This is a genomic window from Methylobacterium sp. TK26 (assembly GCF_055361565.1).
Genome location: NZ_CM143965.1, coordinates 4,381,318 through 4,400,914, shown reverse-complemented (window position 1 = coordinate 4,400,914; position 19,597 = coordinate 4,381,318). Strand labels below are relative to the sequence as shown.

Annotated in this window: 23 protein-coding genes; 9 read left to right on the top strand and 14 right to left on the bottom strand. The window is 68.9% G+C overall.

All coding sequences use genetic code 11. The features are described from left to right. Complete coding sequence (locus ACXJ1Y_RS21395; protein WP_463848081.1) at positions 1–1,197, bottom strand: flagellin N-terminal helical domain-containing protein; 1,197 nt, start codon at positions 1,195–1,197, stop codon at positions 1–3. 198 nt (positions 1,198–1,395) lie between these two features. Further along, positions 1,396–2,580, bottom strand: a complete 1,185-nt coding sequence (locus ACXJ1Y_RS21390) for a flagellin N-terminal helical domain-containing protein (RefSeq protein WP_463850193.1) — start codon at positions 2,578–2,580, stop codon at positions 1,396–1,398. A gap of 227 nt (positions 2,581–2,807) precedes the next feature. On the opposite strand from ACXJ1Y_RS21390, the gene ACXJ1Y_RS21385 reads away from it, so the two are divergent. Then, entirely contained in the window at positions 2,808–3,221 is a 414-nt protein-coding gene (locus ACXJ1Y_RS21385) for a flagellar biosynthesis repressor FlbT (RefSeq protein WP_463848080.1), read from the top strand. 7 nt (positions 3,222–3,228) lie between these two features. Here ACXJ1Y_RS21385 and flaF read toward each other — a convergent pair whose 3' ends face one another. Next, entirely contained in the window at positions 3,229–3,591 is a 363-nt protein-coding gene (gene flaF / locus ACXJ1Y_RS21380; protein WP_463848079.1) for a flagellar biosynthesis regulator FlaF, read from the bottom strand. Between the two features lie 417 nt (positions 3,592–4,008). On the opposite strand from flaF, the gene ACXJ1Y_RS21375 reads away from it, so the two are divergent. Then, on the top strand, positions 4,009–4,260 hold the full coding sequence (locus ACXJ1Y_RS21375) for a hypothetical protein (RefSeq protein WP_463848078.1): 252 nt from the start codon (positions 4,009–4,011) through the stop codon (positions 4,258–4,260). Positions 4,261–4,298: 38 nt separating this feature from the next. Here the strand turns inward: ACXJ1Y_RS21375 and ACXJ1Y_RS21370 are convergent, their stop codons facing one another. From ACXJ1Y_RS21370 to ACXJ1Y_RS21360, 3 genes are all read right to left on the bottom strand, one after another. Continuing rightward, positions 4,299–4,427: a hypothetical protein gene (locus tag ACXJ1Y_RS21370; protein WP_279598002.1), complete on the bottom strand. Its 129-nt coding sequence runs from the start codon at positions 4,425–4,427 to the stop codon at positions 4,299–4,301. 110 nt (positions 4,428–4,537) lie between these two features. Then, on the bottom strand, positions 4,538–4,861 hold the full coding sequence (locus ACXJ1Y_RS21365; RefSeq protein ID WP_463848077.1) for a hypothetical protein: 324 nt from the start codon (positions 4,859–4,861) through the stop codon (positions 4,538–4,540). A 113-nt stretch (positions 4,862–4,974) separates the two neighbouring features. Further along, positions 4,975–5,493, bottom strand: a complete 519-nt coding sequence (locus ACXJ1Y_RS21360; RefSeq protein ID WP_463848076.1) for a metallophosphoesterase — start codon at positions 5,491–5,493, stop codon at positions 4,975–4,977. Between the two features lie 116 nt (positions 5,494–5,609). On the opposite strand from ACXJ1Y_RS21360, the gene selD reads away from it, so the two are divergent. The 4 genes from selD to ACXJ1Y_RS21340 all read left to right on the top strand — a co-directional run bounded on the left by selD (position 5,610) and on the right by ACXJ1Y_RS21340 (position 11,471). Continuing rightward, positions 5,610–6,656 (top strand): selenide, water dikinase SelD, encoded by a 1,047-nt coding sequence (selD, locus tag ACXJ1Y_RS21355; protein ID WP_463848075.1) that lies wholly within the window; start codon positions 5,610–5,612, stop codon positions 6,654–6,656. A 289-nt stretch (positions 6,657–6,945) separates the two neighbouring features. Then, positions 6,946–8,706 (top strand): glycosyltransferase, encoded by a 1,761-nt coding sequence (locus ACXJ1Y_RS21350; protein WP_463848074.1) that lies wholly within the window; start codon positions 6,946–6,948, stop codon positions 8,704–8,706. Next, positions 8,706–9,791, top strand: coding sequence for a glycosyltransferase (locus ACXJ1Y_RS21345; RefSeq protein WP_463848073.1), 1,086 nt, complete (start codon positions 8,706–8,708; stop codon positions 9,789–9,791). The genes ACXJ1Y_RS21350 and ACXJ1Y_RS21345 overlap by 1 nt, the downstream gene beginning before the upstream one ends. Before the next feature lie 204 nt (positions 9,792–9,995). After that, positions 9,996–11,471: a GumC family protein gene (locus tag ACXJ1Y_RS21340; protein WP_463848072.1), complete on the top strand. Its 1,476-nt coding sequence runs from the start codon at positions 9,996–9,998 to the stop codon at positions 11,469–11,471. Positions 11,472–11,505: 34 nt separating this feature from the next. Here the strand turns inward: ACXJ1Y_RS21340 and ACXJ1Y_RS21335 are convergent, their stop codons facing one another. The 5 genes from ACXJ1Y_RS21335 to ACXJ1Y_RS21315 form a co-directional block, all read right to left on the bottom strand. Beyond that, complete coding sequence (locus ACXJ1Y_RS21335) at positions 11,506–12,081, bottom strand: NUDIX domain-containing protein (protein ID WP_463848071.1); 576 nt, start codon at positions 12,079–12,081, stop codon at positions 11,506–11,508. A gap of 43 nt (positions 12,082–12,124) precedes the next feature. Next, the gene (locus tag ACXJ1Y_RS21330; RefSeq protein ID WP_463848070.1) at positions 12,125–12,376 is read right to left on the bottom strand and encodes a sulfurtransferase TusA family protein; all 252 of its coding nucleotides are present in this window, start codon (positions 12,374–12,376) and stop codon (positions 12,125–12,127) included. A 61-nt stretch (positions 12,377–12,437) separates the two neighbouring features. Beyond that, positions 12,438–12,863, bottom strand: a complete 426-nt coding sequence (locus ACXJ1Y_RS21325) for a hypothetical protein (RefSeq protein ID WP_463848069.1) — start codon at positions 12,861–12,863, stop codon at positions 12,438–12,440. Positions 12,864–12,965: 102 nt separating this feature from the next. Next, the gene (locus ACXJ1Y_RS21320; protein ID WP_463848068.1) at positions 12,966–14,333 is read right to left on the bottom strand and encodes a glutamate--cysteine ligase; all 1,368 of its coding nucleotides are present in this window, start codon (positions 14,331–14,333) and stop codon (positions 12,966–12,968) included. A gap of 279 nt (positions 14,334–14,612) precedes the next feature. Then, positions 14,613–15,365: a 16S rRNA (uracil(1498)-N(3))-methyltransferase gene (locus ACXJ1Y_RS21315; protein WP_463848067.1), complete on the bottom strand. Its 753-nt coding sequence runs from the start codon at positions 15,363–15,365 to the stop codon at positions 14,613–14,615. 219 nt (positions 15,366–15,584) lie between these two features. Between ACXJ1Y_RS21315 and ACXJ1Y_RS21310 the strand changes: the two genes are divergently transcribed. Together ACXJ1Y_RS21310 and ubiA are read left to right on the top strand one after the other, a co-directional pair. Then, entirely contained in the window at positions 15,585–16,133 is a 549-nt protein-coding gene (locus ACXJ1Y_RS21310; protein WP_463848066.1) for a hypothetical protein, read from the top strand. Then, a complete protein-coding gene (ubiA, locus tag ACXJ1Y_RS21305; protein ID WP_463850192.1) occupies positions 16,130–17,095 on the top strand; it encodes a 4-hydroxybenzoate octaprenyltransferase in 966 nt (321 codons plus the stop codon). The genes ACXJ1Y_RS21310 and ubiA overlap by 4 nt, the downstream gene beginning before the upstream one ends. Positions 17,096–17,108: 13 nt before the next feature. Here ubiA and ACXJ1Y_RS21300 read toward each other — a convergent pair whose 3' ends face one another. Then, on the bottom strand, positions 17,109–17,585 hold the full coding sequence (locus ACXJ1Y_RS21300) for a DUF6101 family protein (protein ID WP_463848065.1): 477 nt from the start codon (positions 17,583–17,585) through the stop codon (positions 17,109–17,111). 369 nt (positions 17,586–17,954) lie between these two features. Between ACXJ1Y_RS21300 and ACXJ1Y_RS21295 the strand changes: the two genes are divergently transcribed. Continuing rightward, complete coding sequence (locus tag ACXJ1Y_RS21295) at positions 17,955–18,770, top strand: 3'(2'),5'-bisphosphate nucleotidase CysQ (RefSeq protein WP_463848064.1); 816 nt, start codon at positions 17,955–17,957, stop codon at positions 18,768–18,770. Between the two features lie 13 nt (positions 18,771–18,783). Here ACXJ1Y_RS21295 and ACXJ1Y_RS21290 read toward each other — a convergent pair whose 3' ends face one another. Both ACXJ1Y_RS21290 and ACXJ1Y_RS21285 read right to left on the bottom strand, forming a co-directional pair. Then, complete coding sequence (locus tag ACXJ1Y_RS21290; RefSeq protein WP_463848063.1) at positions 18,784–19,011, bottom strand: AsnC family transcriptional regulator; 228 nt, start codon at positions 19,009–19,011, stop codon at positions 18,784–18,786. A gap of 150 nt (positions 19,012–19,161) precedes the next feature. Continuing rightward, positions 19,162–19,371, bottom strand: a complete 210-nt coding sequence (locus ACXJ1Y_RS21285) for a cold-shock protein (RefSeq protein ID WP_243958359.1) — start codon at positions 19,369–19,371, stop codon at positions 19,162–19,164. Positions 19,372–19,597 lie beyond the last annotated feature (226 nt).

The following is a 19,597-nucleotide window of genomic DNA, read 5'->3' as shown; positions in this document are numbered from 1 at the left end:
TTACCGCAGCAGCTGCAGGATGCCCTGCTGGGCAGTGTTCGCCAGCGAGAGAGCCGAGATGCCCAGCGACTGACGGGTCGAGAGGGCCTGCGAGTTCGCCGCCTCCTCGTTGAGGTCGGCGTTCGTCAGGTTCGACGAGCCCGTGTCGAGGACGTTGATCAGGTTCTTCGTGAAGTCCTGACGGTTCTGCACCACCGAGAGGTTGGAGCCGAAAGTCGAGGAATCCGAGCGAAGCTGGTTCGACGCCTTGGTCAGGCTGGTCAAGGTCGAATTGATGTCGCTGTTGAGCAGGAAGCTGCCCTGGCCGTAGACGCTGCTGCCCGACGACGTGGTGGTGATCGCGCCGAGGCCCAGGCCGTTCGAGGTCTCGTCCATGGACTGGACGATCAGGCTCGAATTGCCCTTCGGATTGAAGTTGATCGTCAGGTTGTTGTTCGTGCCCTTGCCGGCGATCAGATTGACGCCGTTGTAGCTGGCGTCGGTGGCGAGCTGATCGATCTGCGTAAGCAGGCTGTTGTACTGCGTGGCCAGAGCCGCGCGGGACGTGACGCCGTTCACCACGAGATCGGCGCTCTGCGCGACGGCGGTGGTGGACCCGTAGGTCGTCGGCGTACCGGTGCCGGCCGCGAAGCCGAGCTTGGTCTGGTCGCCCGTGGTGGCGAACTCGATATCCGAGCTGGCGTTCATCACGATCTTGGTGCCGGTCGTGTCCTTCGAGAAGCTGCCCGCGCCGACGACGCCGTTGAGGGCGGTGATGGTCTGGTCGATCGTCGCGTTGGTCGGCAGCGTCGCGGCGGTCGAGGAGCCGTTCACGAACAGGTTGATCGCCGTGGCCTGGGTCGTGTTCGGCACCGCGTAGGCGGTGGAGGCGGTGCCCGTCGTGGTGATCTGCGTGGCGAGCGCTTGGTTCGCCACCGACTTCGCCTGATCCACGAGCTTCTGGATCGAGGTGATGCCCTGGTTCGCCGCCTGGATCGTCTGGATGCCGTTCGAGATACCGTCGAGCAGGCTCGACAGGTCGCCGGAGCGCTGGTCGAGGGATTGCGAGGTGAAGAACGTCACCGGGTTGTCGAGGGCCGAGGAGACCTTCTTGCCCGTGGAGAGGCGGTTCTGGGTGGTGGCCTGGAGGGCGGCCGTGTCCTGCAGCGAGAGAAGGTTCTGGCGTGTCGCCGCGGTGAGCGTGATTTGGGACGACATGGAAATGACCCCGATGGGTGGAAGCGCGAGTTATCCACTCGTTATCCCTATCCAATCACGGTCATGCTTTCGGGATCGTTAAAACTACTTTCGCGAGATCAACCCTGCTCGTATCTGTCGGAGACATCCCTCACGTACGAAAACGGCCGGCGCAATGCGCCGGCCGTCTTGTCGTCGTCTCCGGTTCCGTCGCTGGGATCAGCGGAGGAGCTGGAGGATACCCTGCTGGGCGGTGTTCGCCAGCGAGAGGGCCGAGATGCCCAGCGACTGGCGGGTCGAGAGGGCCTGGGAGTTGGCCGCCTCGGCGTTGAGGTCGGCGTTCGTCAGGTTCGCGGAGCCCGTGTCGAGGACGTTGATCAGGTTCTTCGTGAAGTCCTGACGGTTCTGCACGACCGACAGGGCCGAGCCGAAGGTCGAGGAGTCCGACCGCAGCGTGTTGGAGGCCGAGGTCAGCTTCGTCAGGGTCGTGTTGATGTCGGTGTTGAGCAGGAAGTTACCGCGGCCGGCGGTGCCGCCGGACGAGCTGGTGATCGCGCTCAGGCCGAGGCCGCTCGAGGTCTCGTCGGTCGCCGTGACCTGGAGGTTCGAGTTGCCCTTGGCGTTGAAGTTGATCGTCAGGTTGTTGTTCGTGCCCTTGCCGCCGATCAGGTTCGTGCCGTTGTAGCTCGCGTCGCCGGCGAGCTGGTCGATCTGGGTCAGCAGGCTGTTGTACTGCGTCGCCAGGGCCGAGCGGGCGGAAACGCCGGAGACCGAGAGGTCGGCGCTCTGCGCGACGGCGGTGGTGGCACCGTAGGTCGTGGCCGTACCGGAACCCGCGGCGAAGCCGAGGGCGGTCTGGTCGCCGGCGGTGTTGAATTCGACATCCGAGCTGGCGTTCATCACGAGCTTGGTGCCGGTGGTGTCCTTCGTGAAGCTGCCGGAACCCACGGCGGTGTTGAGCGCCGTGATCGCCTGATCGATCGTGGCGTTGGCCGGGATCGTGGCGGAGGTCGAGGAGCCGTTCACGAACAGGTTGACCGTCGTGGCGGTGGTCGCCGTGGTGTAGGCGTTCGAAGCCGTGCCGGTGGTGGTGATCTGGGTCGAGAGGGCCTGGTTGGCGACCGACTTGGCCTGATCGACCAGCTTCTGGATGGAGGTGATGCCCTGGTTGGCGGCCTGGATCGCCTGCACGCCGTTGGAGATGCCGTCGAGCAGGTTCGACAGATCGCCCGACCGCTGGTCGAGGGACTGCGACGTGAAGAAGGTGACCGGGTTGTCGAGAGCCGAGGAGACCTTCTTGCCGGTGGCGAGCCGGTTCTGGGTGGTGGCCGTCAGCGACGCCGTATCCTGCAGCGAGAGCAGGTTCTGGCGGGTGGCAGCGGTGAGCGTGACGCCGGACATGATGACGTATCCATTCTGGTTGAGGCACCTCCGTTTTGGAGGCGAGTGAACATTTGGCCACGCCGGCTTTCGACTGTCTTAAAATAATAGACTGTTTTGTTTCTGCGCGGCGCTTCAGTGAAACTCGGTTAATGACTAAACAACACCGCGGCGTCAGGGCGCCGGCTCACGGTTAGCGGAACGTTAACGCGGCTCTCCTACGACAGGGGGCCTGCGAGGGAGGCCGCACCATGCCGCTGAAAATCGAGCTGAAGCCGGACGAGCGGCTGATCATCGGGAATGCGGCGATCCGCAACGGGCCGCGCCGGTCGAGCTTCGTGATCGAGACCAACACGAAGTTCCTGCGCGAGAGCGACATCATCACGGAGTCGGAGGCCGACACCCCGTGCAAGCGGCTCTATTTCGCGCTGACGCTGATGTATCTCGCGGATGATCCGACGCTCGCGGAGAACAGCTTCGTGGAGCAGTCGAACGCCCTGATGGAGGCGGCTCCGAGCACGCGGCCCTACATCGCCGCGATCTACGAGCAGGTGCAGGGCGGCGACCTGTATCGCGCCCTGAAGCGGGGCAAGGATCTCCTCGCCTACGAGGAGCAGCTGCGCAGCCTGCTGGCGGACAAGGACGCGCCGGCCGACGCGTCCTGAGGGCGCCTCAGCGCCCGGCGAGGCCGGCGGCGAGGTTCAGGTTGATCGTGATGATCGGCGTCAGCTTCTCCGCCGCCGGATCGGCCATGGTCTCGATCATCTGACGGAACACGAACACGGCCAGGTTCGCCACGCCCTGCTTCACGTCCTCGGGGAGCTGGTTGGCCGGGTCCGTCGCGGAGGTCGCGAGGATCGTCCAGACCTTCTGGTTGAAGTTCAGCGCCGCAACCAACTCGCCCGACTGGTTCGCCCAATCGTCGCGGACCATCTGCAAACGCTGCGACGCCTTGGTCAGCACGGCCGACTCCGCTTCTCGTGCCGTGAGGACGCTGCGCGAGGTCTTGGCGTAGGCGTTGGCAGCGTAGCTCATCGCGATCCTCGGTTTGCGCGGTTTGGGGTTCGTGGGTCGGTCGAACGAACCGCCTTCTCGCGCATCACCAGTTAAGACCCGGTGAGTTTGCTGGAGGACATCTGAAATCGGTTAGCAGGGTATGGCGATGGTCTGAAAAACTGGCGAATGCCGCTATCGCAGTACTGAAAGACGATATTACCAATCACAAATATATTTTAGTCCGCGAAACTGCATCTGTACGTTGCATCTTGCGCTGAAGGCTCGGATCGACTGCAGTCATGTGTCCAAGACACTTCACAAACTGGCAAGAATCACGGCCCATGATAAGTCATGGGTTGAATCGGCGAGTTCGGTCCCGTCTGCCATCTTGCAGCCGACATATGGCGCGAGAAGGCTCTCAGGCCGCAGATCGAGATCCGGCGGGTCGTAGCGCGTATGTTGAACTTTACCCTCGGTGCCGTCGCAGGCGCCCTGATCACCGCAATCCTGACCATCACGGCGGCGCGTCAGCCCGAATTCCAGGCGAGGCTCGGTCTCGTCTCAGCTCAGCTGCCGATCACTCCGGCGGCGGCCTCCGGGCGTCCGCCCGAGCCGCAATGCCGTCCGGATCCGGTGTCGACCGCCTCGGTGCAGAAGGTCCAGGAAATCCTGTTCAACCGGCAGCGGTTCTGGTCCGTCACTCCGTGAGGCGACGAGGCCCCCGGCATGCCGGGGGCCGTGCTGGCTCAGAGGGCCACGAGGAGCAGCACGAGGGCCGAGGCGGCCACCATGGAACTGACGAAGCCGCAGAGGGCGGCGACGAAGGACGGGCCGTTCGCAACGGCGATGTCGGTGCGGCTCGTGGCGTTGGACATGGTCGAACAAGCTCCCCGGCGGCGCTCAAGCCGACCGTTGCGTCTGATTGTTTGAGAATGAACGGTCCCGCTGTGCGCGGGCACACAAATTCAGCGAATGCGGCGTATCATCAATCGCAGCGGTTAATCTTCTTTGCGATGCGGAGCTGCCGGAGTTCTCCCCGCAAATCGATGGCCACCACGCCCTCGCCGCACTCGTCGAAGGCGTCACGGGCGTCGTTGTAGCGGTCGCCGATCTCATCGAGGGTGTCGCAGACCCGGTCGTGGTCCCCGAGCCGCATGTCCTGGCGGACCTGGAAGCGCAGGGCCGCCGCCTCATCGACCTTCTTCCGGGCCTCGATGCAGGCGGGAACCGCCAACGCCGAGGTGGCAACGACCGAACCGGCGATCACGCCAAAGACGCAGGCCGAGAGACTGGATCTCAGGTTTCGCATGGCATCGACTGTTGCTAATCGTTAACAGGTGACTAATTGACGAATGCTTAGGCAGATCTAAAACCGCCCTCGTCTTCTGTCCGCTTCAACTGCGACGCTGGCGAAAGGGTTCCTCACGTCGCCGGCCGAGCTTTGCGGCGACGGGAGGCGAGGATGGCCGGGAGATCGACCGGCGCGAAGCCCATCGGATCGACCCCGACATCGTATTGCTTCGGCATCGGCGTCAGCTTGCCGTGGCTGTGGCCGTGCAGGTTCAGCGCCCCGCGCCCGATGCCGTTCCACGTCCTGAAGGCGTAGTGGCACAGAACCAGGGCGCGACCCTCCACTGCGATTTCCGCATAGGCTCGCACTGAGGCCCATCCCGGCGCACCCAGCGTCCCCGGCCCGTCGATGTTGCCGGTGATGAGATGTTTCTCGCCATTGAGCCGCGCGAGGATCTCCGCGATCCGTTCGGGCGGCGGGCCGAGGGCGAAGTCGCCGAGGTGCCAGACGACGTCCCCCGGCGCGACCGCCGCGTTCCAGGCCGCGATCAGCCCCTCGTCATGCGCGTCGAGGTCCGGGAAGGGCCGGTGGTCGAAGCGCAGCGCCCGGGGATCGCCGAAATGTGTATCGGCGGTGAAATGGACCCTCACGCCGGACTCCTCCATGGCCGCGGCGCGGACGGTATCCCTGCCGCGCCGCCCGCACTACCTTGCCGCCACGTCCAAGCCCCCGGCGGGGGCAACCGATCCGCGATGGAGCCCCTGCGATGACCGACAGCCCGCGCCTCACGAGCCTCGCCCACGGGGGCGGCTGCGGCTGCAAGCTCGATCCGGAAGTGCTGCGCACGCTGCTGGCCGACCAGCCGGCCGCCGCGCAGTTCAAGCAATTGCTGGTCGGCAACGAGACCGCCGACGACGCCGCCGTCTGGGAGCAGGAAGACGGCACCTGCATCATCGCCACCACGGACTTCTTCACGCCGATGGTGGACGACCCCGCCGATTTCGGCCGGATCGCCGCGACGAACGCGATCTCGGACGTCTACGCCATGGGCGGGCGGCCGATCTTCGCCCTGGCGATCCTCGGGATGCCGGTGGGCAAGATCGCGCCGGAAGTGGTCGCGAAGATCCTGCGTGGGGGCGCGGAGAAGTGCGGCGAGGCCGGCATTCCCGTGGCGGGCGGCCATTCGATCGACACGCCCGAGCCGATCTACGGGCTCGCCGTCATCGGCACCTGCCGCCGCGAGGCGGTGCGGCGCAACGCCGACGCGAAGGCCGGGGACGTGCTGATCCTCACCAAGCCCGTGGGGGTCGGCGTCTATTCCGCCGCCATAAAGCGCGAGGCCCTGAGCGCGGACGGCTATCGCGACTTCGTCGCCACCACGACCCTGCTGAACAAGGTCGGCACCGACCTCGCCGCCGACCCGGCGGTCCATGCCCTGACCGACGTGACCGGGTTCGGCATCCTCGGCCACGGGCTCGAACTCGCGCGCGGCGCGGGCATCACCCTCGTCCTCGACGCGGACAGGCTGCCCCTGCTGCCCCTCGCGGAGGGGCTGGCGCGGGACGGCTTCGTCACCGGGGCCTCGCACCGGAACTGGACGGCATTCGGCGGCCATGTCGATTTGCCGGCGGATCTGCCGGATTGGCGCCGCCACCTCCTCACCGATCCGCAGACCTCGGGCGGCCTTCTCGTCTCCTGCGAGGCCGACAGCGCCTCCGCGATCCTCGACCGCATCCGTGCCGCCGGCTATCCGGCCGCGTCGATCATCGGACGCATGGAGGACGGGGCGCCGCGCATCCGCGTCACGGCGTAGCGCCTTATGGACAGAATATCTTCACGCCTGGCCGATATATAGACCGCGAAACCCACGCTTTACTATGATCGTATTGGCGGCTGCCGTCACGATCCGGTGCGGCGAGGATCGACACAGGCATCGCACCGGTTAACCCCCTGCAGTGCCGTTGCGAGCGAGTGGCAAACCGGACGTGTCGGGTTCGAGCACAGTTCCGCCTGCGGCATGCGGCATCACGGGTTGGCCCTTCGCGGCCGCCCCGGAATGCCCTGTCCGCCCGGCGCGTCTGCCGGACGGACGGCCGTGGCCGATGATCCGCGTGCTGATCCCGGAGGATGCCTCGCCCGAGACCCTGGCCTCGATCGAGCGTCAGGATTACCCCGAGCACCGCACCGCGATCTCCAACACATCGGCGGCACAGGATGCCACCCTCGTCCTGCGTGATGGCGACATGCTCGCGCCGGGGGCGCTGACGGCACTCGCCCTCGAACTCGCTCTGAGCGGGGCCTCGGCGGTGGCGGGCCTGCGCGTGCTGTATAGCGACATGGTGCTCGGCCTCGATGTGCCCGGTCTCGACGGCCGGCTCGACGAGGCGGACGGCATCCTGTTCACGGCCGGTGCGGGGGGCGACTGGGCGTCCCTGCCGCGCGAGGCCAAGCGGCGGATCGGCCGTCCCGTCCTCCTGCGGCGCGGGCCGGCGCCCCGGCCCGGCGCGGCGCTCTCCATCGTCTCGGTCACGGGCACGGGCACGGTCGGCGGCGCGGGCGTCGCCCATCGCCGCCTGTCCGAGGCGCTGGCCCTCGCGCATCATCGGGTGACGCACGAGATCCTGACCACCCGGGCGGCCGCCGCCGAATGGACCGACAGCTTCCCCGAGGCCGAGGCACGCATCGCGGCGGCGCGGCCCGATTTCGTGCTGGTCGGCAACGTCCACGGCGCCACCCGCAGCCTCGACGTGGTGGGGCGGCTCGCGGGGGCCTACCCGACCGCCCTGGTCCTGCACGACCTCTTCGCCATCACCGGGCGCTGCTGCCATCCGCGCGACTGCACCCGCGCCGAGACCGGCTGCGACGCCACCTGCCCCACCCCGGACGAGTACCCGCCCCTCGCGCCAAGGCGGATCGCGGGGATGCATGCCCGCAAGCGCGCCGTGCTGGCCGCGCCGGAGGGCCCCCTGCTGCTGGCCAATTCCGCCTGGACGCGGGCGCGCAGCGAAGCCCTCGCCCCCGCCCCGGCGGCGACGCGGCCCGTCAGCCTCGCCTTCCCCACGGGCATCTTCCGCCCCGGCGACAAGGCCGCGCTGCGGCGGCGCCTCGGCCTGCCCGAGGGCGACGTGCTCATCCTCGTCTCGTCGGTGATCGTGGACGGGCCGGACAAGGGCTTCGCCGACCTGCGCGACGCCCTGCGCGCGGTGGCCCGGCCCGGCGTCGGCGTGGTCGCCATCGGCCGCCTGGACGATCCCTCGAAGTTCGGCCTCGACACCCTGTTCGCGCCGGGCCTCGTCGCCAGCGAGGACGAGCTGGCGGCGTGGTACGGCGCCTGCGATCTCCACGTCACCGCCAGCCGTCACGAGACGCTGGGCCAGACGCCGATCGAAGCCGGCCTGTGCGGCGTGCCGACCCTGGCCTACCGCACCTCCGGCCTGACCACTTCGGTGATCGACGGGGTGTCCGGCCGCCTCGTGGAGCCCCGGTCCGGCGCCCTGGCGCAGGCACTCGCCGACCTCGTGGCGGACGCGGCCGGGCGACAGGCGCTGGGCGCCTTCGCGCGGATCGCCCTGGAGAACCGCTACAGCCCGGCCGCCGCCGCTCTGTCCCTCGACGCCGTGCTGCGCGAGCGCGGCCTCATCGCGGACGGGCCGGCGCGCACCGCCTTCGCCCCGGCGATGCTCGGGCACTTCCCCTTCGCGGCCGAGCGTCTGCGCGGCGCCGAGGGCACCGTGCAAGCCCCCTCCTCGCCCCTCGTCAGGCGGTTGCGGCGGACGAAACAGGCGGTGCTCGGACGGCGCATGCCGCTCATCGTGCGGCGCTGCCTCTATCTCGCCAGCACGTTGCGCGGGAGGGCGGTGTGATGCACGGCTCCCTCAAGCGCCGGCAGCGGATCTACATCGACCGGACGCACCTGCGCGGGCGCGTCACCGGCATCGAGCGCGTCACGATGGACCTGTTCTCGTCGGAGGCCCTGGCCCCGCACGAGGTGCGGTCGGTGACGAGCCGGTCCGTCCCGGAGATGATCCTGCGGCAGTGGGTCGACCTGCCGCTGCTGGCGCTCCGCGATCCCGAGGCTTTGTTCCTCTTCCCCGGCTTCCCGCCCGCGCCCCTCTGCGCGCCGGCCGCCGCGCGCTGCCTGCTCTACATCCACGACACCTTCCTCGTGAGCCGCCCCGAGGACCTGAGCCTGCGCAGCCGGGCCTATCTCAGCCCAGCCTTCGCCCTGGCGATGCGCTGGGGCCGCAACCTGTTCGTGAACAGCCGCACGACGGGCGAGGACCTGCGCCGCTACTGTTCCCCCGAGGCGAGCGTGTTCCTGCTCCGCCCCCCGGTGCGCGACGTGTTCAAGCTCGCCGAGCGCGTCGGGCCGGGGCCGCGCCGCCCCAGCGACCCGCTGCGGCTGCTCGCCATCGGCACGGTCGAGCCGCGCAAGAACTACCCGGCCGCCCTCGCCGTCGTGGAAGCCCTGAACAGCATCGGCGTCCCGGCGGAACTGCACATCGTCGGCCGCACCGGCTGGGGGAAGCACACCTTCCTCGACGCCCCGCCTCCGTACCTGCATTGGCACGGCTACCTGCCGGATTCCGACCTGCTCGTGCTGGCGGATTCCTGCCACGCCCTGCTCTCCACCTCGAACGCGGAAGGGCTCGGCCTGCCGCTGCTCGAAGTGCAGCACGGCGGCATCCCGGTCATCGCCCCGGATGCGCCGGTATTCCGCGAGGTGCTGGGCGCATCCGGCCTGCTGATCCGCCCCGACGACGCCGAGCGCAGCGCGCGCGCCATCGCGGCTTGGGTCGCCTCGGACGAGTTCCACCAGGGCGCCCAGGCGGCGCGGGACAATGTCGGACGCTGGAACGACCTCGCCGCGCAGGATGCGGCCCGGTTGCTGGCGCGGCTCGACGGCGACCCGCGCGCCTATGCGGCCCCCGGTTCCACGATCCCCTGACCGCCCCCTGCCAGCGACGAACGGGCGCTTTGGCAGAAGAAGCGGCACAGGTAACATTGGCCTTTGACGTATACGGCGCGGTATGCCGCTTGCGACATCGGTCTTGAGTAAGTCCTCGTAGTGGTTCAACTGTCTTGAAATGGGACACCGTGTTCCTGATCAAGACACACGGGCCGCGGGACGGACAGTCAAGGAGCGAGGCGTATGTTCGACTTCTCGACACGCATCAGCGGCGAGCCGGTGCGTATGGTGCTGCCGGAGATGGAGCCGCGTACGGACGCGCGCACCATCGCCCGGCGGCTGTGGCGCGGCTCGCCCTTCATCGTGCTCGGTGGCCTCATCATGGTCGCCGCCGCCGTCATCGTCCTCGGGCTGCTGCCGCCGAGCTACACCTCGAACATCCAGGTGCTGGTCGATCCGACCGACCTGCGCGTGGTCGAGAACGATCTGAACGCCCGCGCGCCCCAGGCGGATAGCGGCGTCTCCATCGCCGAAAGCCAAGTGCGCGTCATCCAGTCGGACAACGTGCTGCGCCGGGTGGTCGAGAAGCTGCATCTCGACCGGGACGACGAGTTCGTCCGCCCCGAGGCCACCAACCCGTTCCTGTATTGGCTGCGCAACGTCATGGGCACCCTGCCGCCGGACGTGAGCCGCGATCCGGTGAACATCGCCCTCGACACGCTGCAGCGGAACATCATCGTCCGCCGGCCGGAGCGCACCTTCGTCATCGACGTGTCGGTGCAATCCCGCGATCCGGCCAAGGCCGCCAAGATCGCCAACGCCATCGGCGACGCCTACTTCGCCGAGGAAGCCGCCGCCCGCATGGATTCGGCCAAGCGCGCCTCCGATGCCCTGGCCGGGCGCCTCGCCAACCTGAAGCGCGACGTCGAGGACGCCGAGCGGCAAGTCGTGAAGTACCGGGAGGAGCATAAGCTCGTCGCGTCGAGCGGCCGTCTTCTCACCGACCAGCAGCTCGGCGACCTGAACCAGCAGCTCGTCAGCTCCGCGATAAAGACCGCCGAGTCGAAGTCGCGCCTGGAGCAGGCCCGGAAGATGCGCTCGTCGGATCCGAGCACCGCCCTGCCGGAGATGCTGCAATCCCTCGAAATGCAGGCCCTGCGGCAGCAATACGCCACGCTCTCGCGCAACACCGCCGAACTCGCCACCCGCCTCGGCGAGCGGCACCCGGCCATGGCCGAGCAATACGCCCAGCAGCGCGACCTGCAGCGCCTGATCCAGCGGGAGAAGGAGCGCATCATCGACACGCTCCAGAAGGATTACGACCGCGCCGCCGCCAGCGAGGCCGCCGTCCGCTCCAACCTCGACCGGGTGAAGACCGAGACCACCGTCAGCGACCGGGCCTATGTCGGCCTGCGCGAGCTGGAGCGGACGCTGGATGCCCGCAAGGGCGTGTACGAGGCCTATCTCCGCCGCGCCCGCGAGGCGAGCGAGCAGGAGCGGCTGAACACCACCAACGTGCGCATCATCTCCGTGGCGACGCCGGCCCTTCAGCGGACCTTCCCGCCCTCGCCGAAGATCGTGCTGCCGGTGGCGCTGCTCCTCGGCCTCGCCCTCGGCGCGGGCATCGCCCTGCTCCTCGGCGCCGATGCCGACCGCCGCCGCTCCCTGCGTCAGGCGGGGCAGCCGACCGGCCGCAGCCTGCGCGCTGCAGACGCCTGATCGCGAACGGCCGGGGCGTTCCGCGCCCCGGCCCTCACCCGTGCGGTGCGAACAGGTCCGGCCTGCGGATCTGCAGGGCGAAAAGCAGCACCAGGGTCTTCATGTCGCTGAGCGCCCCGCGCCCGACCATCGCCGCGAGCTCCGCCAGCGGGATCTCGTGGACCGTCACCGCCTCGCTCTCGTCCATCAGGCCGCCGCCGACGCCGATCCGGTCGGCCGCCGAATAGGCCCCCAGGAACAGGTCCATCCGTTCCGTCGAGATGCCGGGGGCCGACCACGCGCTCGCCACGAGATCGAGGGCGCCGAGCCTGATGCCGGTTTCCTCGCTGACCTCCCGCCGCGCCCCCTCCTCCGGGGCTTCGTCCTCCAAGAGGCCGGCGGGCGCTTCGAGGATGCTCTCGGGGCCGCCGGCATAGAGGAGCGGCGCCCGCAGCTGCGAGACGAGCATCGCCACCTTGCGTTCGGGGTCGTAGGGGAAGACGGCCGTCGCCCGGCCGTGATCCTCCACCTCGCGACTGATTCGCGTGCCGTCGGGCTGGATGACTTCCGCTACGAGGTAGCGTGCCCATCCGTCATGGACGACGCGCACGCCGCCGATCTGTGCTGGCATTCTGTCGGTCCGCTCCAGGTCCTTCTCGGACCTAGCGGATCGGTCAAGAATGCGGCGGCATCGCGAAGGCGGTGATGGTGAAGCGCAGATCGCTCCCGTCGCGGTCGGCGCCATCGAGCCGCGCGCCCTCTTCCCGGACGAGGTTGGGGATGTCGATGGCCGCCATCGGGTCGGTGCAGAGCACGACCAGCGTGGCGCCGGCCGGCAGGGCGCGCAACGCCTTGCGCGTTCGCAACACCGGCAGCGGGCATTTCAGCCCCGCCAGATCGAGGATCGTCGTGGCGGACCCGCTCAAACGCAAACTCCCCGCTCCGGAGCGAACCGGAGCGGGGAGTCCTACTCAACCGGACGAGTGCTTACCAGCCGTAGCCGTAGTAGCCGCCGCCGTAGCCGCCATACCCACCGTAGCCGTAGGCTGGGGCGTAGCCGTAACCGTAGGTCGCGGCCGGGGCGTAGCCGTAGCCATAGGCCGGGGCGTATCCGTAATCGTAGCCATAGCCGTAGCGCGGGGCGGCGCTGGCGGCGATGGCGCCACCGATCAGGCCGAGGGCGGCACCGGCCGCCAGGGCGCCGGCAGCGCGGCCGCCGTAGCCACGGCGATGACCGTAGCCATAGCCGTACCCGTAGCCGCGGTAGCGGACGTGATCGACGCTGGTGTTCTCACCGGCGACCTTCACGGCGGTCTGGGCCGGAAGCGGGGCCGCCTGGGCGGCGGTGAGCGAGCCGGCGACGAGGGCCACCGAGGTGACGGCGCCGACGGCGAAGGTAGCGATGCGGGACATGGCCGGATCCTTCAGAGTGATGTGTCCGGACGCAGAACAGCTTTGCCCGCAAAGACGTTCCACTTGAAATGCCGCGGGCCGGCGCGTCACCGATGATCAGGATTAAAATACGCACTCCGAGAAGGAGGGATCGACTGACGATTCCCAGCGAGACTCGTACGCATCGAGGAGATCTTGTGCGCGGGTGCGTCCGGCGGCCACGATCATCTCCAAAGGCTGGAGATAGCCTGTCTCGTCGTGGCCGTCGGCATCACGGCGGGCGCGGGCCTTGAGGCCGGCGCGGGCGATGGCGAGGGCCTCGGCGGCGACCTCGCCGAGGGTCTGCTTGGCGACCGGCGTCGCGAGGCCGAGGCGGGGCGCCGTGGCGCGGGCGGCTTCCCGCTGCGAGGCGGTCCAGCCCTTCACGAGGTCGAGGGCGGCGTCGAGGGCGCCCTCGTCGTAGAGCAGGCCGGTCCAGAACGCCGCCTGCGCGGCGATCATGCCCGCATCGCCCACGTCGGCACCGCGCATTTCGAGGAAGCGCTTCAGGCGTACCTCGGGGAAGGCGGTGGAGGCGTGGTTCGCCCAGTCGGACACCGTGGCGCGCTCGCCCGGCAATTGGGCCAGTCGGCCGTCCATCAGGTCGCGGAACGAGGCGCCCGACACGTCGTGGTAGATGTCGCCGCGCTTCACGAAATACATCGGCATGTCGAGGAGCCAGTCGGCATAGGCCTCGTAGCCGAAGCCCGACTCGAAGGCGAAGGGCAGCATCCCGGTGCGGTCGCCATCGGTGTCGCGCCAGATCTCCGAGCGGCGGGTGAGGAAGCCGTTCGGCCGCCCGTCGGTGAAGGGCGAGTTGGCGAAGAGGGCCGTCGCCACCGGCTGGAGCGCCAGGGAGGCGCGCATCTTGCGCGCCATATCGGCCTCGGAGCTGAAATCGAGGTTCACCTGCACGGTGGCCGTGCGCAGCATCATGTCGAGGCCGAGGCTGCCGACCTTCGGCATGTAGCCGGCCATGATCTTGTATCGGCTCTTGGGCATGACGGGCGTCTCGTCCCGCCGCCATTTCGGGCTCATGCCCAGGGTGAGGAAGCCGATGCCCATGGGCTCGGCCACGCGCTTCACCGCATCGAGATGCGTGGCGAGTTCGGCCGCCGTGGCGTGGACATCCGGTAGGGCCGCGCCCGACAGTTCGAACTGTCCGCCCGGCTCGATCGAGATCGCGCCGCCCTCGTTCGCCGCCAGCCCGATGACCGCGCCCCGGTCGGTGATCGGCTCCCAGCCGGTGTCGCGGCCGAGCCCTGCCAGCAGCGCGCCGATCCCCGTGTCCCCGTCATAGGGCACGGGGCGCCGGTCGGCCCTGTAGAAGGGGATCTTCTCGTGCTCGGTGCCGATGGCGAACCGCTCGCGCGGTTTCTCACCGGCAGCGAACCAGTCGATCAGTTCGGCACGCGTCGTCAGCGGCGTCGTGTCATCGGAGTCGCGCGCCATGCGCTGCCCACCCAGGAATTGTGATCCGTTCGGATGGCGGCGCGCCGGTCTCCCGGTCGTCCCGCCCGGTTAAAACCCCGTCCCGAGAACGGGACTTTGGACGGGCTACCGCCGCCCGCATGGAGGTCCACGCGGCCGGCGTCCTGACACGCACATAGTCGAGAGCGGACGGGGGGACAACGCGACCAAACCTGCGCGCCAAGCGTGGCTGTGGGCGAGAACGGGCCGATCCTTGCGCGTCCGGCGCGGCGTGTGCGCCGGCACACGCGCTTTCGGGGATTAGCGGCCATCCCCCAGAACCGCCTGGACGAGGGCCAGGACCGCCACCGCCGCCGTGTCCGCCCGCAGGATGCGCGGGCCGAGGGACAGGGCCACCGTGTTCGGCCGGGCACGGATCGCCGCGCGCTCCTCCTCCGAGAAGCCGCCCTCGGGCCCGACCAGCACCGCGAGCGGCGGCGGGTTCGCCGGGTCGGCGGCCTCCGACAGGGCGCGCACCGGATCGGAGATGGGTGCGTCCTCATCGCAGAAGACGAGGAGACGGGCCTCGTCCAGCCCGGCCAGGGCCTCGTCGAGGCGGAGCGGCGGCGCGAGTTCGGGGATCGCCAGGATGCCGCATTGCTCGGCGGCCTCGATGGCGTTGGCCTGGAGCCGGTCCATGTTGATGCGGTCGCCCTGGGTGAAGCGGGTGATGACGGGGCGGATCTGACCCGCGCCCATCTCCACGGCCTTCTGGGCGAGGTAGTCGAGCCGCGCGCTCTTCAGCGGCGCGAAGAGATAATGGAGGTCCGAGGGCGGGTGCTGCGGGCGCGTCTGCGCCACGCAATGGAGTTGCCCGTCCTTGCGGCCCGTCGCGACGAGGCGCGTGTGCCATTCGCCGTCGCGCCCGTTGAAGACGAGGACCGGATCGTCCTCACCCCGCCGCAGCACGTTGATGAGGTAGTTCGCCTGCGCCCGTTCGAGCGGCAGCACGGTGCCGGCCGCGAGCGGCGTCTCCACGAAGAGGCGGGGGGCTTTGAAGTCGTAGGCCGGCATGGCCGGGTCGTCGCGCGAGCGCGCGCGGGTGTCAACGGACGCGGCGGCGGCCGGTGTTGCAGCCCTGCGACAGCCGGCGGATTTCGCCCTCTTCCCCAGGGCCTCACACGAGATGCACCCTACCGCTCGATTGACGCCACATTCCTATGGCGAAGCCGGTGGTAACGATCTCGTAACGCGTGGAGCGTGACGAGGCAGCGTGTCGAGGGGAGTCTCGGAATGAACTACAGGAGCTTCGTGCTGGGAGCGGCGTCGCTGGCGGCCGGTCTCCTGGTGTCCGGCCAGGTGAATGCCCAGAGCATGGCGACCACGATGCCGTCGTCGCCGATGCCGACGACGCCGATGTCGACTCAGCCGGCGGCCCCCGCGCCGACCGTCGCCAACGATTGCAACGGCATCCAGAAGACCCTGGCCGAGCGCAAGGCGCTGGTCAGCCGGGCTAACGCGGCCTCGACCTCGAAGAAGAAGATGACCCCCGGCGAGGCGTGCAGCCTGTTCGGCCGGCTCGTGACCAACGGGTCCGAGGGCATGAAGTGGATCGCCGCCAACAAGGAATGGTGCTCGATCCCCGATTCGTTCGCGGAAGGCTTCAAGTTGGACCACACCAAGGTCTCCGGCATCCGCACGCAGATCTGCGGCGTCGCGGCCCAGGCGGCTAAGATGGAAGCGCAGGCCCGCGCCCAGGCGCAGGCCGGCGGCGGTGGCGGCGGGCTCCTCGGCGGGCCGGGCCTGAGCGGCTCGTTCAAGCTGCCGCAGGGCGCGCTCTGAGCACGCTGCCTCCCGCGAACGGGGCCGCCTTCAAAGACGGGCGCCCCGCCGATGCGGTCGCGGGTCATTGGGTCGATCGCCACGCTCCCCTGTCGTGGCGCCCCTACCTGCGCCTCGCCCGGATCGACCGGCCCATCGGCTGGTGGCTCTTGCTGCTCCCATGCTGGTGGTCGGCCGCGCTGGCGGCCATCGCCGCCGACCGCACCTTCCCCGATCCGGTCGATTGCCTGCTCTTCCTGATCGGCGCAATCGCCATGCGCGGGGCCGGCTCGACCTACAACGATATCGCCGACCGCGACCTCGACGCGAAGGTCGAGCGGACGCGGCTGCGCCCCCTCCCCTCGGGGCAGGTGCGGGTGCGCCATGCGGCCCTGTTCCTGCTGGCGCAGGCCCTCGTGGGATTCGCGGTGCTGGTGCAGTTCAACGGCACGGCGATCCTCGTCGGACTGTGCTCGCTGCTGCCGGTGGCGATCTACCCGTTCATGAAGCGGGTCATGTCCCTGCCCCAGCTCGTGCTCGGCTTCGCCTTCGGCTGGGGCGCGCTGATGGGTTGGGTCGCCGTGTTCGCGCGGCTCGATGCGGCGCCGCTCCTACTCTATGCCGCCTCCGTCGCGTGGATCGTCGGCTACGACACGATCTACGCGGTGCAGGACATCGAGGATGACGAGATGGCCGGCATCCGCTCCTCGGCACGGCTGTTCGGCCGGCGTCTCAAGGGCGCGGTGGGGCTGTGCTACGGGCTGGCTGCGGTGCTGGTGGGGCTCGCCGCGTGGCGGGCCGGCGCGGGGCCGGTGGGCTTCCTGGGCGTCGCCGCCTTCGCCGGGCATCTGGCGTGGCAGGTCTTGCGGCTTCAGGAGCGGGACGGGGCCGGCGCTCTGCGGCTGTTCCGGTCGAACCGGGATGCGGGGCTGATCCTCTTCGCGGGCCTCACGGCGGATGCGCTGATCCGGGGCCTGTCCTAAGGCCCGTCGCCCGTTACGAGCGGGCGATGATCTCGGCCTCGCCGCGGAAGATCTGCGGCCGGGCCGGCAGGCGGCCGGTCTTGCGGCGGACGAGGAAGCGCGGGCGGCGGGCGCCGAGCCCGGCATGGCGGCGGCGGATGCGGGTCTTGCCGAGCATCAGACGCCCGACCTGCTGCGACACCGGCACGAGCGCGCCGTCCTCGCGGACGATCATCCGCACGAGGCCCGCCCGGGTGGCGAGGTCACGCCAGGTGGCCACGACGTCCTCTTCCATGAAGGGGCCGACGCGCTGCAGCGTCCGGCCCTCGGCATCCACGAGGATGAGGTGGAAGCAATCCTCGCCGCTGATGTCGGCATCGTCCTCGGCATAGGCGAGCGCCACGCCGAAGGCAGGCCGGGCGCCCGGACGGCACCCAATCAGCGGGAGGGGCGACGCCGCGAAGGCGGGCATCGCCTGGATCGGGTCGTGGCTGTGGTCACGCATATCCATCGTCCGAGCCTCAGCGCCTTCCGGCGATTCTCGCAAGTGGCGGCCCGGTCAGGCCGTCCGTTATGCGCAGCAAATTCGCATCGCCCTCCCTTGTTACGCCTTAAGAGCTGCAGTTAAGCGATTCTGGACGAGGACTTCACTGACGGAATGCTCAATGCTTCCTTGAATGCTCAATGTTTTCTTGCGACGACTCTTCAACATCGATTCATCATGTGCCGGCATCGCCCGCGACACGGCCGCGCTTGTGGCATGGGGGCATGAGGCTTAAGTTGGCCGGACGCATCTTCCCCCGTACTCGGAACCCGGCGCCCGTCGCCGTCCGCGCGACCCTTTCCGCGCTGTCGCCGGCACGTCCGAAGCAGGACCAGAATGTCGAAGCCCTTCACCGACGCGAGCGTGGCGGACTTGATGCCCGAACTGCGCACGGTGATGCGCGAGGCCGCCTCCATCGCGAAGCCGTTCTTCCGGAAGGGTCAGCAGACGACGGCGCGGGTCTGGTCGAAGGCCGGCGGCTCGCCGGTCACGGAGGCCGACGTTGCCGTTGATACCTTCCTGAAGATCCGCCTCAGCGAGATGGTGCCCCAGGCGGCATGGCTGTCGGAGGAGACGGCGGACGACCACGCGCGGATCGGGCGGGACCTCGTATGGATCGTGGACCCGATCGACGGCACCCGCGCCTTCCTCTCCGGGCATCCCGATTGGTCGATCGCCGTGGCTCTGCTCCATGCAGGCGAGCCGGTGATCGGCTTCGTGCACGCGCCGGCGCTCGGCGTCGCCTACGAGGCGGTGCGCGGCCAGGGTGCCTATCGCGATGAGCAGAAGATCGTGGTGGATCCGCGCGAGGGCCTGCAGGCCGCCCGCATCACCGGGCCGAAGCCGATGCTCGACCGGCTGACGCGGGGCGCGGGGCCGCAGCCCGATTTCGTGCGAATCGACCGTATCCCGTCCCTGGCGCTCCGCCTCGTGCGGGTGGCCGAAGGCTCGGTCGATGTGGGGATGATCTCGTCGGACGCGCGGGATTGGGATCTCGCGGCGGCCGATCTGGTGTTGCGGGAAGCGGGCGGCACCGTGTGCAGCCTGCGGGGCGAGGGCGCGGTCTACAACCGCGCCGATCCCGTCCATGGCGAGTTGGTCGCCCTGTCCACCGCCTTGCGCGATCCGGTGATCGCGGCCTGGGGCGCCTGAAGCGCCCCGACCGTCAGGCGGCGATCGTCTCCCGCAGCGAGAGCGCGTTCGGCGCGAGGCCGAGGCGGTCGGCGAGATGCCAGTGCAGCTCGCGCGAGGAGTGGTAGTTGTAGGAGCGGTCGATCAGGTGGCTCATGTCCCGGCCGGTCTTGCCGGCATCGGCGAGGCGGCCGACCTTGAAGGTGGGCGCATCGGTGACGGGGGAGCGGACGCTGCGGCGCCGCGTGAACTCGAACTGCATTCTCGTATCTGCTTTTCTTATCTGGACCGGCGCGTCCCTGCGCATCCGGCGTCGTTTCTCATTATGGGTCATGCGCTGTCCCGGACGCCTCTGCGCCCGGGACGGCTGTCGATGGGGCCGTTCAGGGTGCCCCGTCAGTCTGGCTTTGGATCAGGCGGCCTGAAGGTTGCTGGCGGCGTCCTTGCCGCTGCGCTTGTCCTGCAGGATCTCGTAGGAAATCCGTTGGCCCTCGACCAGGTTGCGCATTCCGGCGCGCTCGACCGCGGAAATGTGGACGAAGATGTCCTTGCCGCCGTCATCGGGCTGGATGAATCCATAGCCCTTGGTCTCGTTGAACCACTTTACAGTGCCGGTATTCACGTAGTGTACCTCGTTCGTCCATAGATCATGCGCGCGGCATCATGGCCGCAAATCGCACGACGGTATGTCTGGTGTTTTCCAGAGCGGCGGGGCGCGAGACACAGAACCTTTCGCGTGAGCGTCGGTCTCGGCAGGTGTGCCCCCCACGGACTTAGATAGGCCGACCCTGCGGCGGCAACAAGGCATCACCGGGGTCGCAACCGAGGCACGTAAGCGCCGCACCCCG